Below are 14,736 nucleotides of genomic sequence, written 5' to 3' on the forward strand. Positions count from 1 at the left end.
TCTAATACCTGAAAACATCATTCCAAATAATTGTTTATCTTTGAATGCATAAATTGCCAGGTATAATGAGAATATATATAGCAATAACTATATGGATATAATAAAGAAGACCATATTTCAGCAGGAAGAAGTCAGCATAAAGGATTAAGAACAAACGGAAAGAGAAGTTTATGGAAAGCAAGAACATTATACATTCACAGGAACATCAGTTTGGTGATGTAGTTGATATAATACTTCAGCATCGTAGCCGCGCTTCAAGGGCAGTAAATGAAGAAATGTTGCTCACGGCATGGAGTGTACAGGAACACCATACAACAATTCTTTTCCAATGAAATTGTGAAGCCAAAAACTACACAATTAACAGAAAAGGAGTGTAACTGGAAAAAATGCAATTGTGCAGACAGAATCTGCACAATTGATGGCATGTGATAAAAAATTTGTCCAGACTGTGACTAGAAAAAAAAATATTCAACTTACTGAAAATGACATCATTATCAAATAATTTCGAGATACCTCGCCGTTGTCGAAGCCATAGGAAACTTCAACGTTGCATATACAATCATACATACGTCATAAACACCATTTAAATACTGTTTAATCAGTGTTTAAACGCTATTTAAACAATACCTAAAAACTTCACACTATGAAAGAACTTAAGCAACAGGTCATAATAAGAAAATACCAGTTCGAGGAACTTACTGACTCCGACAAACGACTGATAGAGGCAGCCAAGGAAGCTACAAAAAGAAGCTATGCACCATACTCGCATTTCAATGTAGGAGCAGCAGCCATGCTTGATGACGATACTATAGTGACCGGTTCGAACCAGGAGAATGCCGCCTACCCTTCCGGACTTTGTGCCGAACGTACTACCCTGTTTCATGCCGCTTCTGAATATCCAGACAAGGCTGTAACCACACTTGCCATTGCGGCATCAAACAGCGAAGGTTTCACTGTGCAGCCTGTCACTCCGTGCGGAGCGTGCAGACAGGTAATGCTGGAAGCCGAACAGCGTTACCACCACCCAATACGTATGCTGATGTACGGCACAGCCTATATATACGAAACAAGGGGAACAAAAGATTTGCTCCCCCTGTCGTTTGGTATTGAATCAATGGAATGATTATTTATCGCCGTACATACGTGCACGCATTTCCTTGATATGGTCTGATGTGATGTATTCATCGTATTCCATCATCTTGTCGATTATACCGTTAGGTGTAAGTTCGATGATACGGTTGGCAACAGTCTGAATGAATTCGTGGTCGTGTGATGCGAACAGCACGTTACCTTTGTATTGCTTCAGATTGTTGTTGAATGCCTGAATAGACTCCAGGTCGAGGTGGTTTGTAGGAGTGTCAAGAATCAGACAGTTGGCATTTCTCAACTGCATACGTGCAATCATGCATCGCATCTTTTCACCTCCCGAAAGTACGTTCACCTTCTTCAGCACTTCCTCGCCAGAGAACAGCATACGTCCGAGGTATCCCTTCATTTCCACTTCATTGCCCTGTCCGTACTGGCTCAACCAGTCAACCAGATTGAGGTCGCAATTGAAGAAATCGGTATTGTCAAGTGGAAGATATGCTGTAGTGATAGTCACACCCCAGTTGAAGTGACCTGCTTGTGGCTTACGGCGTTCGTTGATAATCTCGAAGAATGCAGTCATGGCACGTGGGTCACGGCTCAGGAATACTATCTTGTCGCCCTTCTCTACGTTGAAGTTTACATCGTTGAATAGAACAACTCCGTCCTCTGTCTCGGCACGAAGTCCTGAAACCTCAAGAATCTGGTTACCCGGCTCACGGTCCATAGTGAAGATGATACCTGGATATTTACGAGATGAAGGCTTAATTTCATCCACATTAAGTTTCTCAAGCATCTTCTTACGGCTAGTAGTCTGTTTTGATTTTGCCACGTTGGCAGAGAAACGACGGATAAATTCTTCAAGTTCCTTACGTTTTTCTTCAGCTTTAGCCTTCTGGTTCTGCTGCTGACGGAGTGCAAGCTGGCTTGATTCGTACCAGAAGCTATAGTTACCGGCAAAAAGGTTAACCTTACCGAAGTCGATATCCACTGTGTGGGTACATACAGAGTCGAGGAAGTGACGGTCGTGGCTCACTACAAGTACTGTATGTTCGAAATTTGAAAGATATTCTTCCAGCCATGTCACAGTTTCCATGTCGAGGTCGTTGGTAGGCTCGTCCAGAAGCAGGTTGTCAGGATTACCGAACAATGCCTGTGCAAGCATGACACGCACCTTTTCCTTACCGCTGAGGTCACCCATCAGCATATAGTGCTTGTCTTCCTTTATACCAAGTCCGCTAAGAAGAATAGCAGCATCGCTTTCTGCGTTCCATCCTTCAAGTTCTGCAAATTTTTCTTCAAGTTCTGCAGCCTTAATTCCGTCTTCATCGGTAAAATCTTCTTTGGCGTACAGTGCTTCGCGCTGCTTCATGATGTCCCAAAGCACAGTGTGTCCCATAAGGACTGTATCAAGTACAGTATGTTCGTCGAACTTGAAGTGGTCCTGGCTAAGAACTGAAAGACGTTCGCCCGGTCCCAGCGTAACGCTTCCCTTAGTAGGGTCAAGTTCACCGGAAATTACCTTAAGAAATGTTGACTTACCTGCACCGTTGGCACCTATCACACCGTAAATATTACCGTTGGTGAACTTCATGTTCACATCGTTGTACAATACTCTCTTACCGAATTGAACGGCTACATTTGAAACTGTAATCATTTTATAAGTTTGTTTGTATGTATATACCTAAATTATACTGTTATTCTGAAATTTGCGTGCAAAGGTACTAAATATCCCGCTAATTTACAATGCAGTGAAAGGCATATCACTCCCAGAACACGGCTTTTTATAAGTTTTTTTTTGTGTCAGTATGTCAGTTTTTTAGTAATTTTGCGGCTGTTTATGCATACAGAGCATTACAGGCACGGTTTTTGTAGTACAGCCAACAGCCGTATGCAAGTCCGGCACTTAAATCACAGATTAATAATAAAATAACAACATAAAGACATGAATAAAAATCAGAATCAAAATCCGGAAGAAGAAATATTGAAGAACGAGGAAGCTGAAAACCAGCAGCAGGAAACTGAAACTCAGACTGAAGAAACAAACTCTGCCGAAAATGCAGGCGAAGAGAAGGAAGCCGAACTTTCAGAAGAGGAAAAAGCAGCAAAAGAACTTGAAGAGACAAAACAGGCTCTTGAGGACTATAAAGACAAATATCTGCGTCTTTCGGCTGAATTTGACAATTACCGCAAACGTACAATGAAGGAAAAAGCCGAACTTATCAAAAACGGTGGCGAAAAGGCTATCTCGGCTATTCTGCCTATCCTTGACGACTTGGAACGTGCTTTGCAGAACATGCAGAAGGCAGACGATGTTAAGGCTATGTACGAAGGTATTGACCTGATACATCAGAAGTTCCTGAAAAACCTTGGTCACGAAGGGCTTGAAAAGATGAATCCTGTGGGAGAAGCATTCGATACTGATTTCCACGAGGCAATAGCTCTTGTTCCTGCTCAGGAGGAAGCACAGAAAGGCAAGATTTTGGACTGTGTACAGACTGGTTACAAACTGAATGACAAAGTTATACGCCACGCCAAAGTGGTAGTTGCTCAATAATACAATAAAACCACATCGCAAATATGGCTACTAAAAGAGATTACTACGAAGTGCTTGGCGTGGAGAAGACAGCCACAGCAGACGAAATAAAGAAAGCATACCGTAAGAAAGCAATACAGTATCACCCTGACAAAAATCCGGGAGATAAGGAAGCTGAAGAGAAATTCAAGGAAGCCGCAGAAGCATACGAAGTATTGAGCAATCCTGACAAGCGTTCACGCTACGACCAGTTCGGTCATGCAGGCGTAGACGGTGCTGCAGGAGGCGGATACGGAGGTTTCGGCGGACAGGGTATGTCTATGGATGATATATTCTCTATGTTTGGTGACATCTTTGGCGGACACAGCGGTTTCGGAGGATTCGGCGGTTTCGGAGGTGGCGGAGGCCAGCCAAGACAACGCAAATTCCGCGGTGCAGACCTTAGGGTAAAGGCTAAACTTACGCTGAAGGAAATTGCTGAAGGAACAGAAAAGAAATTCAAGGTAAAGAAATATGTTCCTTGTTCACACTGTCACGGAACAGGTGCCGAAGGAAACAGCGGAACAGAGACTTGTCCTACATGTCACGGAACAGGTAGCGTGACACGTACTCAGCAGAGTATCTTCGGAATGATGCAGACTCAGTCTGTATGTCCTCAGTGTAACGGTGAAGGAAAAATCATCAAGAACAAGTGTAAGGAATGTAACGGCGAAGGCGTAGTTTACGGTGAAGAAGTAGTTACAGTAAAAATACCTGCCGGAGTGGCAGAAGGTATGCAGGTTACCATCAACGGTAAGGGTAATGCCGGAAAGCACAACGGTGTGGCAGGCGACCTGCTTGTTCTTATAGAAGAAGAAAAGCATCCTGAACTGATAAGAGACGAAAGCGACCTTATTTATAATCTGCTTCTTAGTGTTCCTCAGGCAGCGCTTGGTGGTACAGTGGAAATCCCTACAATAGACGGCAAGGCTAAAATCAAGATTGAACCGGGAACACAGCCTGGTAAGGTTCTCCGTCTGAGAGGCAAAGGTCTGCCTAACATCAACAGCTACGGCTACAGCACCGGAACAGGTGACTTGCTGGTAAACGTAAGTGTATATATCCCTGAAACTCTTACAAAAGAAGAACGTCAGGCACTCGAAAAATGGCAGGAATCCGAAAGTTTCAAGCCTAACACCAGTCTGAAGGAAAAAATCTTCAAGAAATTCAGAAGTCTTTTCGACTGATTGATACATATATAAAAATAGAGCGGTACTTTTCTTAAAGCGCCGCTCTATTTTTTTGTATTATTCAAATATTATTTCAACTCCAAAGTTACGATAGATTTGGCAGGAAGTTTCACATTCAAGACATTCTTCGAAATCTTTGCTCCCTTGAATTCTTTCGGGCAAACTACGTTTGGCTTTTCAAAGGTATTGTAGTCATCTATATTTTCAGATGTCAATATTCTTCCTGACACTGACTTGAGTGTTTCGCCGTCAAGTTTAATGGTTATTTCCTGTTCCTCGTCAAGGCTTACGTTCGACAGTGATATATGTGTCAAACCATCCTTGCGTGAAGCTGTAGCGCTGACCATCGGTACTTCACGGTCGTCTCTCACAATCTTGTAATTGCATTCAAGGTTCAGAGGAAGGTATGTGGCATCCTGATGAACATTATACATTTCGAACACATGATATGTAGGAGTAAGCACCATCTTGTCTTCTTTTGTAAGAATCATTGACTGAAGAACGTTTGCTATCTGAGCAATGTTAGTCATCTTCACACGGTCTGTATATTTATGGAACACATCAAGTGAAAGAGAAGCTACAAATGCGTCACGCATAGTGTTCTGCTGATAAAGATGTCCAGGAATAGAGCCAGGTTCCTGATCCCACCATGTACCCCACTCGTCAACCATCAGGGCAATCTGTTTCTTAGGATCATATTTATCCATTATGGCGATGTGGCGTTTCAATACGTCTTCAATTTCAAGACACTTACCCATTGTCCAGTAGTAATCATCGTCAGTGAATTCCGTAGCCGAACCTTTGCTACCTTCCCATCCTGTAACGGTGTAATAATGCAAAGAAACACCGTCCATTCTGTGACCGATATTCTTCATCAATGTTTCAGTCCAATCGTAATCATAGTCGCTTGCACCGCTGGCAATCTTGAACAGAACATTTCCGTTATAGTTTCTGCAATATGTAGAATAACGGCGATAAAGGTCTGAATAATACTCAGGACGCATGCTTCCACCGCATCCCCAGCTTTCGTTCCCTACTCCGAAATATTTAACCTTCCATGGCTTTTCACGTCCGTTTTCCTTACGCAGTTTCGCCATAGGGCTACCCTGTTCGGCTGTCATATATTCCACCCATTTTGCCATTTCCTCTACGGTTCCGCTTCCTACGTTACCGCTGATATAAGGTTCGCAACCAAGCATCTCACATAGATTAAGGAATTCATGAGTACCGAAGCTGTTGTCTTCCACTGTACCTCCCCAGTTGTTGTTCACCATACGCGGACGGTTCTCCTTAGGTCCGATTCCGTCCATCCAGTGATATTCGTCGGCAAAACAACCTCCCGGCCATCTCAATACAGGAACCTTCAGTTTCTTCAATGCTTCAAGAACATCTGTTCTGTAACCGTCAACGTTAGGTATTGAGGAATTCTCGCCTACCCACAGACCACCATAAATACATGTTCCAAGATGTTCTGCAAACTGTCCGTAAATTTCTTTCGGGATAATCTGATTTCCTTTCTCAGGATAGATTTCGATACTTGCTTTCTGCTGTGCGAATGCAGGGATTCCTGCCATAAAAGCCAATGCCAATAGTGTATTTTTCATGTTTGTAAATAATAAATAAATTATAAGATTATAGTTTGAGTATGGAACAAATATACTATAAATATGACATTAGCAAAAAAATAATTGCCAAAAATACACTTATTTTCATATCTTTGTATCCCTAACCTGTTTTTTATATGAAGAAGAAAGCATTAATTATCTCCTTTTCCATGATTTCAGCGATTATTCTGTCTGCTGCTGTCGGCACATACTTATTGTTATTTAGCAAACCTTTCAACATTAAGAATCCTACGTTTATTTATATAGATGAAGACGACTCTTCCGACTCTGTTTTTGTCAAAATTGAAAGAAATCTTAACCCCAAAAGTATGTCAGGGATAAAGTTTCTGGCAAAAATCAAAGGTTATGGAGAGAATATACATACAGGAGCATACAGGATAAGCCCGCAATCGTCCGTTCTTGAAGCCTTCAGAAAGATTGAATCCGGAAGACAGACTCCTGTGAAACTGATAATCCCCAGTGTAAGAACTATGAACAAACTGGCATCAAGAGTAGCCAGACAGATTATGGCTGATTCAGCCAGCATATCTGCACTGCTGAATGACAGCAGCTACATAGCCACACTTGGATATGACAAAGCTACTATTCCCGCACTTTTTATACCTAATACGTATGAGGTTTATTGGAATATGACAGCTGAAAGCTTCATTAAAAGAATGGTAAAGGAAAATAAGAATTTCTGGAGCGCAGAACGTAGGGCAAAGGCAGAAGCGCTGAATATGACCACTACCGAAGTATGCACTCTGGCATCAATAGTGGATGAAGAAACTGCCAACAACGCAGAAAAGCCTCTTGTGGCAGGACTCTACATAAACAGGCTCAAAAGAGGGATGCTTCTCCAGGCCGACCCTACAGTAAAATTCAGCCTACAGGACTTCGGACTTAGAAGAATACTGTTCAAACATCTGGAAACGGACAGCCCTTATAATACCTACAAATATGCCGGACTACCTCCCGGACCAATCAGAATTGCATCAGTGGCGGGAATAAACAGTGTTTTGAATTACTCAAAACATAATTACATTTACATGTGTGCAAAAGAGGATTTCTCAGGAACTCACAATTTTGCTTCTACACTAAGCGAGCATAACATAAACGCAAGAAAGTATCAGCAGGCATTGAACAGAAGAAACATAAAATAAACATCCGGTATAGACAGAGGGATTAGTCTTGACATTTCATCAATACTAATCCCTAATGTTTTTATAAAGCTATACTGTCTTTATTTTACAGATTTCCAAAACTTGATAAAATCGGCATACTGACCATAACAAACCAGACCATCATCCTGTTTCAACTCGTAATCCTCAGGATAAGATACTTCTGAAACTTTCTCAACCTTTGATATTCCAAGAATATTTGAAGTATGTTTTCCCATAATCACGGATATAATACGTATCTTGAATTCTTCCTCTATGCTTAACTCATTGATTTTATATCCTATGAGTTTGGAAGGTATTGAAAATTTAAACACATAATTGTTTTCATCAACGGAGAAATGCTCAACTTCGGCATTAAGCTCCATAAGCTGTACCAGAAGCCTTGCAGCATCTTTTTCCGGAGTCAATATTCTATCCAATGAAAATGCGTCAAGAACAGCCTTATGTACTTCATCTACGGCACGTGCATATATATGCTTTACGTTATGTTTCTTCAATAATGATACAATCCTTACGGAAGCTCCGAAGTTCTCACCTATGGCCACAATGACTATATCCACACTGTTAAGAGGCAGAACAGACAGTGCCATCTCATCTGTAACATCGAGGACATAAGTTGTGGCAACCTTGTCTTTATAACGTTCCGCCTGAAATTCCTCTGAGTCAACGCCGACAATTTCGTGACCTAGAGCCGTAAGCTCTTCTGCCAACACTCCACCATAATTGCCTAATCCTATAATAAGATATTTCATATCAAATGTATTTTATTGTTTTATCAGTTTATTATAATATTGTCACTTGGATATTTGTAGTTTTTCTTTTTCTCCTGTCTTATAAGTCCGCTTACCAATGTAAAAGCTCCAACACGACCAACAAACATAAGGACTATTATCAGAAGTTTGCCGGCATTGCTCAAAGTCGGTGTAAGATCAAGGCTGGAGCCTACCGTACTCAAAGCAGATACACATTCAAAGACTAATGCCATGACAGACGCATTCGGTTCTATGACAGTCATCAGGAATATTGCAAAGAAAACAATAAGAAGATAAAGAATCAAAGCCGCATTTGAACGTTTTACCGAATCGGATGAAATCTCGCGATGTAGAATATATGTTCTCTCCACCCCTCTAAGCACGGCAAAAAGGTTTATCAGAATCACAGCAAAGACATTTATCTTCACACCTCCGGCAGTTGACTGTGTTCCGCCACCTATCATCATCAGAATAATCATAAGCAGAAGAGTCTGTGTGGAAAGTGTGGTAAGTCCGACACTGGCAAAACCCGCAGTTCGTGGACATACGGAATTGAAGAAGGCGTGAACCACTTTGTCTGCCGTATCCATACCGGCAAAAGCATGATTCCATTCAAAAAGAAGAATGACAATTGTTCCCAGCAACAAAAGTGCTCCTGTCATAAACAAAACAATCTTGGTATTCAGATTGTACAAATGAATTTTCTTGATGAACCTGCGACGACGGAAAAACAGTCGGGAAAAACAATATCGGAAATAATAGAATATCGTGTCTTTCATATTCACCAATATAGGGAAACCTATACCGCCAAATACAATAAGCAATGACAATACGATATAAAGAAAATTGTGATTATGCATCACCATGTCATTACCCATTCCACCAGGAAGTGTAGAAAAACCGGCGTTACAGAATGCTGATATGGAATGAAAAGCTGCAAAATAAAGCTCCTCATAAAACGTCATTCCAAGGGTTCCGTGTATGTCAATCCATATCAGAAACATACCTATTCCCTCAATGGCAAGAGTAAATCCCAATATATATAATAATGTAGATAATAATGAGTTCAATGAATTGGTACTTATCATATCGCCTACAGCCAACTGGTTGTAAAGCGACGTATTCCCCATAAAGAACATGGCGAAGAAGCTGGTTATAGTCATCACTCCCAAACCACCTATTTGAATAAGCAGCATTATTATAATCTGACCTTCCATGGTAAATGTGGAAGGTACATCGACAGATACAAGTCCGGTTACACACGTTGCACTGGTGGAGATAAACAACGCATCTATCCACGATATGCCATTATATGTAGCCCTTGGAAGCATCAGAAGTCCGGCTCCGACAATTATTATTATAAAAAAGCTTGACGCCAGAATAAGTGAAGGATTTGTTTTTCGTCCCAAAAGCCGGACAAAAAAACCGGACAGCAACGTAAAGGACATAAGCAGAAGAACAGCTCCCTTGTAATAACTGCTATTGAAGAATATCCATATCCAATATGCCGCATTACCAGGTTCCGGCAGATGAAAAACAACAGGCAACAGTGTAAGATAAAGACCTATATCAAGCAACCAGGTCCACACTGTGAACTTATTGCCTTCTTCGTTTGAAAACAGATGACTTAATGCTGTATTGACCAGAAAAACAATCCAAACTGAGTTTGAAACAGCATGAAGTACAGAATGTACATTTTCCGTAACCGTGAAACCGTAACGATATACTATAGAAGCTATGAATAAAATAGCTGCAAAACATGCTAGCCATGAAAACCAGTCAACCACCTGATAAATGCGGGGCAATACAAGCTTCTTTCTATATAATATTAAACGTTCCCAATTATCCATATTCTTTTTAACTTTAAAAAGAGACATGCAAACTTACGGAAAATCTCTGGAATATCCGCCGAATTGCAGCAGATTAACGCAACAGGATTTGATAATTAGGGAGTTAGAGGAAAAACGCAGAAGTTGGGCAGACAGTTGAAAACCGTCTTAAAGCAGATTAAAGCAAAAGAACGGTTTCCTAATCATTACCCGATGAAAGTGCAGATTTAACAGTCCCTATTTCATTTTGCGGCGTTCTGCGCAGCTTTGCTTATCAATAGGTAACTCGTTGATTTATAGTTTTGCAACCAAAAAGAAACGAGTATGGCAAGAAGCACATTCAAGGTGCTGTTCTACGTGAACGGCAGTAAGGAAAAGAACGGAATTGTCCCCATCATGGGACGAGTTACAATCAACGGAACGGTAGCACAGTTTAGCTGCAAGCGAGCTATCCCGAAAGAGCTTTGGGATGCCAAAGGGAACAAGGCAAAGGGTAAGAGTATGGAAGCGAGGGAAACCAATCTTGCGCTTGACAACATCAAGGCTCAAATCATCAAGCATTACCAGCGTATATCCGACCGTGAAGCGTATGTAACGGCAGAAATGGTACGCAATGCCTATCAGGGATTGGGCGGTGAGTATGAAACGTTGCTCGGTGCTTTCGACAAGGAAAATGAAGTGTTCAAGAAGCGTGTCGGAAAAGACAGGGTCAGGGCTACCTATATGGCAAGGGTACGGGCAAGAAACCATGTGGCGGCATTCATCAGGTCACATTACAAGCGGAACGACATCTCCATGCCTGAACTTACGCCCGACTTCATCAAGGAGTTCGCCGTGTTCCTTTCCAACGAAGCCGGACTGCACAACGGTTCGATATGGGAAAACTGCATGTGGCTGAAAGGTGTGGTGATGCGGGCGCATTTCAACGGACATATACCGAGAAATCCGTTTGCCCAGTTCCATATAAGCCCGAACACAAAAGAGCGTGAATATCTGACGGAGAATGAGTTGAAAACATTGATGGAATTTCAGTTCAAAGACCCCAAGAACTCCTATCTCCGTGATATTTTTGTTTTCGCCAGTTTTACCGCCCTCTCATTCGTGGATATAAAGGAATTAAGCAACGACCAAATTGTGGAAGTGAACGGTGAGAAATGGATTATTTCCAAACGACACAAGACGGGTGTACCGTTTCAGGTGAAGCTGCTGGATATTCCCTTGCAGATAATCGAGCGTTACAAGGCTTTTCAGGAAAACAATCTTGTATTTCCCAATCTCAACTATTGGTCAATATGCAAGCGTATGGGAAAGATGATAAAGGAATGCGGTATTACCAAGAAAATCAGCTTTCACTGCTCCAGGCACGGGTTTGCGACCCTGGCTCTCAGCAAAGGGATGCCAATCGAGAGCGTCAGCCGTATTTTGGGGCATACGAACATTGAGACCACGCAAATCTATGCGAAGATAACCGTACAGAAATTGGATAATGATCTCACGATGCTGGGCGACAAGCTGAGCAAATCATTCGGGAACGTGAAAATGGCAGGGATATGAAACGGGAAATAATCACAACGGACAGCTATGGTAGAATTACCATACCATCTGATACAGGTAATATATGGATGAATGAAATGGAGCTGGTAGAGCTGTTTGGGGTAATCGCCCCGACGCTCCGTGCCGCCATTCGTGCCGTGTACAAGTGTGGAGTTTTGAATCCTCTTGAAGCTGAAAAACGTATCAAGCTGCCCAACGGCTATTATGCGGACATGTATGCCTTGCCGATGGTGGTGGCACTCGCTTTTCGCATTGACACGTCAGGTGCCGCAACGGTTCGCAATGCACTGCTGGAAAGATTGTGCCGACGAAAAGAAAAACAAGTCCTGCTGGTGTCAGTGAATAACAGAATGCCGAATAAATGTTAGAATGAACTTTTTATGTTCAGTCATTTGATGATTAACGGTTTAATCTGACGTAGTGACGACAAGAAGTCATTGAATCCGTAAATCGGTACATCAGTCAATCTGTAATTATCTGCAACAACCAGTCCCCGAAGAAGTGCATATTCCACGACTTCGGGCTTTTTTATCTCCTTTTATCTGAAAGAGCCACCCGTTTATACTGCTTTTTCTTTTGGCATGACCTATTTTGCGCCGTTCTGCATAGATTTGCGTATCAAGATTTTACCGACACTTCCGTAGATTTGCAACCATGTTTAATCCGTTGCCGACAGAATGTAGGCAGCACTAAAACCTGTATCAAAAACATGAAGAAAAAAAGAAATCATTTGCGTAGGTACAATTCTCTACAAGATTGTGAATCGGGATTGTCATTATTCGCCGATTGAGAGGAATAGGACGTTACTACACGGTAAACAAAATACAGCTGGAAAAATTCTGATATTTTGATGAGATGATGAAAGTATATATAAACATAAAGAGAAACAGCAACTTACGTCTTCATCAACCTTTCAACAAGAGAATCGGGCTGATGAAAAAAGAAAGGACACACCGCACTCTACATCACTTTTTTGGGGCGAGTGGTTTGATGAAACGATGATGAACATATATCATTTTGGTTATCAGTTTATTATCCTGTCAACTCATCAATTCATCGGATTTTCATCCGCCAACAAGTCTGCGGGACAAACGGATGGAAGGAAATGCCACTATCTGCAGACAGGTCGGTCGGACATCCGACCTGCCTGCTGTCCGACCAGCCGACAAGGAAAGGTGTATCATATCAATGAAAAGAAAAGGTCTGCCTATCCGCTGGTACTCTCACAGGCTTTTGAGAACAGAAAAGCCATAGCTCATTAGGGCATTTTCTTTACGCAGTGCAGGCACCGCTAAAAATGCCCCAATGAGCCAACGGGGTTACACCCCTCTGGACACCCCCGTTTGCCATGCAGCATGACCGCAGCAGACGGAAACCAACAAACCAAATTGTCAAACCTGAAAACAAAAAACAAGCATGGGATATATAAGCATTCAAATCAACAAAGCGAAAGGCTCGGCTGACACGGGCGCATCCGACCACATAGAACGTAAGACCATACCCAAGAACGCAGACCCTACACGTACACATCTCAACCGTGAACTGGTGGAGTTCCCTGATGGAGTGTCCGACCGTACCGAAGCGATAAGCCACCGTATCCGTACGGCAGGCATCAAACGTAAGATAACCCCCGACCAAGTGCGGGCAATTAGAATCGTGCTTTCGGGTACGCACGAGGATATGATGAAAATACAGGACGAGGGCAGACTTGACGAATGGTGTGATGACAACCTGCAATGGCTGCACTATACCTTCGGCAAGGAAAATACAGTTTCGGCAGTCCTGCACATGGATGAGCACACACCGCACATTCATGCCACGGTCGTACCGATAGTAACAGGAGAGCGCAGGAAAGCCAAGAAAAAGCAGACGGAAGGTAAACGCTCCTACCGCAAGAAAGCCAATACCGTGCGTCTGTGTGCCGATGATGTGCTGACACGTGAGAAGCTGGTAACATATCACGACAGTTATGCAAAAGCAATGGAGAAATATGGCTTGCAACGTGGTGTGCGTGGCTCGGAAGCACGCCATACGACAACCGCCCAATACTACCGTGATTTGAAACGGAAGACGGGTGAACTTGAAGCCAACATGCGGCAGTTACAGACCGAGCAACAACAGGCAGAGCAACAGCTTGACGAGGTAAGGCAGGAAGTCAAGTCGGAGAAACTGGAAGTAGCCAAGACAGAAGCGAAAGCCGCATTCGTGGCAAAGGTCGGTTCTCTTTTCGGTGGTGGTAAGTTGAAAGAGTTTGAACATAGAAATGAAGATTTGCAAAAACGCATACAGGAACTTGAAGAAGAAGCCATACAACGAGAGGAACAACATAGTAAGCAGATACAGGAAATGAAGAATGCTTACGAACGACAATACCGCAAATTGTCGGAATTTACGGATTTTGTCAAACGCTACTTCCCTTATGTGGAAAAGCTGATGCCTACTATCAAGTTTTTGCGTGATACTCTGAATTTTGGCGATGGGCTAATCAAAAAGCTGTGCATGTTCAAGGATGTCACCATTAAAGGCGAACTCTATTCTACAGAGTTCCGACAGCACTTTAAGACTGATGGCTCAGTTTGTTCACTTATAGAAACCTCAGATGGAAAATTTGACCTCAAAATAGATGGCGTTTCACATGTAAGTTGGTTCAGACGCAAGAAATACGAGTTTATGAAAGCATTGGGATTACCGAAACAGGAACAACAGAGTAAAAAACTATAATTCAGGAAAAGCCTTAATAATCATATTTATTAGGCAGATTATTATGACTTTATATTACTTTTGTATCTGAAAGATTGATTTTACTTAGAGATATTTATATTTTGTCTACTTTAAACATAAAAGAAATAACATGAACTATCTTATTGGGAAACAAAAAATATATGAAAGTGCTTTCTATCCTTACGGTGATGGTATAATTACTCTTCCTCATCGTATACGAGCATATATAGATTCAAGTTCTGAT

The 14,736-nt window shown here is 42.1% G+C and carries 13 protein-coding genes; 9 read left to right on the forward strand and 4 right to left on the reverse strand.

What is annotated here, in order from left to right:
• Window positions 1-170: 170 nt before the first annotated feature.
• Together I6E11_RS12975 and cdd are read left to right on the forward strand one after the other, a co-directional pair.
• On the forward strand, window positions 171-332 hold the full coding sequence (locus I6E11_RS12975) for a DUF1016 N-terminal domain-containing protein (RefSeq protein ID WP_235338596.1): 162 nt from the start codon (window positions 171-173) through the stop codon (window positions 330-332).
• A gap of 311 nt (window positions 333-643) precedes the next feature.
• A complete protein-coding gene (cdd, locus tag I6E11_RS12980; protein WP_235338588.1) occupies window positions 644-1,123 on the forward strand; it encodes a cytidine deaminase in 480 nt (159 codons plus the stop codon).
• On the opposite strand, the gene I6E11_RS12985 is transcribed toward cdd, so the two are convergent.
• A complete protein-coding gene (locus tag I6E11_RS12985) occupies window positions 1,124-2,743 on the reverse strand; it encodes an ABC-F family ATP-binding cassette domain-containing protein (RefSeq protein WP_235338589.1) in 1,620 nt (539 codons plus the stop codon).
• 288 nt (window positions 2,744-3,031) lie between these two features.
• Between I6E11_RS12985 and grpE the strand changes: the two genes are divergently transcribed.
• Both grpE and dnaJ read left to right on the forward strand, forming a co-directional pair.
• A complete protein-coding gene (gene grpE, locus I6E11_RS12990; protein WP_235338590.1) occupies window positions 3,032-3,643 on the forward strand; it encodes a nucleotide exchange factor GrpE in 612 nt (203 codons plus the stop codon).
• A 23-nt stretch (window positions 3,644-3,666) separates the two neighbouring features.
• Window positions 3,667-4,848: a molecular chaperone DnaJ gene (gene dnaJ / locus I6E11_RS12995; protein ID WP_204390378.1), complete on the forward strand. Its 1,182-nt coding sequence runs from the start codon at window positions 3,667-3,669 to the stop codon at window positions 4,846-4,848.
• 71 nt (window positions 4,849-4,919) lie between these two features.
• On the opposite strand, the gene I6E11_RS13000 is transcribed toward dnaJ, so the two are convergent.
• Window positions 4,920-6,455, reverse strand: coding sequence for an alpha-N-arabinofuranosidase (locus tag I6E11_RS13000; protein WP_235338591.1), 1,536 nt, complete (start codon window positions 6,453-6,455; stop codon window positions 4,920-4,922).
• Between the two features lie 137 nt (window positions 6,456-6,592).
• On the opposite strand from I6E11_RS13000, the gene mltG reads away from it, so the two are divergent.
• Complete coding sequence (mltG, locus tag I6E11_RS13005; RefSeq protein ID WP_235338592.1) at window positions 6,593-7,618, forward strand: endolytic transglycosylase MltG; 1,026 nt, start codon at window positions 6,593-6,595, stop codon at window positions 7,616-7,618.
• A gap of 80 nt (window positions 7,619-7,698) precedes the next feature.
• Here mltG and I6E11_RS13010 read toward each other — a convergent pair whose 3' ends face one another.
• Entirely contained in the window at window positions 7,699-8,388 is a 690-nt protein-coding gene (locus I6E11_RS13010; RefSeq protein WP_235338593.1) for a potassium channel family protein, read from the reverse strand.
• A 23-nt stretch (window positions 8,389-8,411) separates the two neighbouring features.
• Window positions 8,412-10,238, reverse strand: a complete 1,827-nt coding sequence (locus I6E11_RS13015; RefSeq protein ID WP_235338594.1) for a TrkH family potassium uptake protein — start codon at window positions 10,236-10,238, stop codon at window positions 8,412-8,414.
• A gap of 303 nt (window positions 10,239-10,541) precedes the next feature.
• Between I6E11_RS13015 and I6E11_RS13020 the strand changes: the two genes are divergently transcribed.
• The 4 genes from I6E11_RS13020 (at window position 10,542) to mobV (ending at window position 14,492) form a co-directional block, all read left to right on the forward strand.
• A complete protein-coding gene (locus tag I6E11_RS13020; protein WP_087397007.1) occupies window positions 10,542-11,771 on the forward strand; it encodes a site-specific integrase in 1,230 nt (409 codons plus the stop codon).
• Complete coding sequence (locus I6E11_RS13025) at window positions 11,768-12,139, forward strand: hypothetical protein (RefSeq protein WP_087208182.1); 372 nt, start codon at window positions 11,768-11,770, stop codon at window positions 12,137-12,139. The genes I6E11_RS13020 and I6E11_RS13025 overlap by 4 nt, the downstream gene beginning before the upstream one ends.
• 630 nt (window positions 12,140-12,769) lie before the next feature.
• On the forward strand, window positions 12,770-13,033 hold the full coding sequence (locus I6E11_RS13030) for a hypothetical protein (RefSeq protein ID WP_087397009.1): 264 nt from the start codon (window positions 12,770-12,772) through the stop codon (window positions 13,031-13,033).
• Between the two features lie 154 nt (window positions 13,034-13,187).
• Window positions 13,188-14,492, forward strand: a complete 1,305-nt coding sequence (gene mobV, locus I6E11_RS13035; RefSeq protein ID WP_235338595.1) for a MobV family relaxase — start codon at window positions 13,188-13,190, stop codon at window positions 14,490-14,492.
• Window positions 14,493-14,736 lie beyond the last annotated feature (244 nt).

This window comes from Bacteroides caecigallinarum (assembly GCF_021531075.1).
GTDB classification, from domain to species: Bacteria; Bacteroidota; Bacteroidia; order Bacteroidales; family Bacteroidaceae; genus Phocaeicola; species Phocaeicola caecigallinarum_B.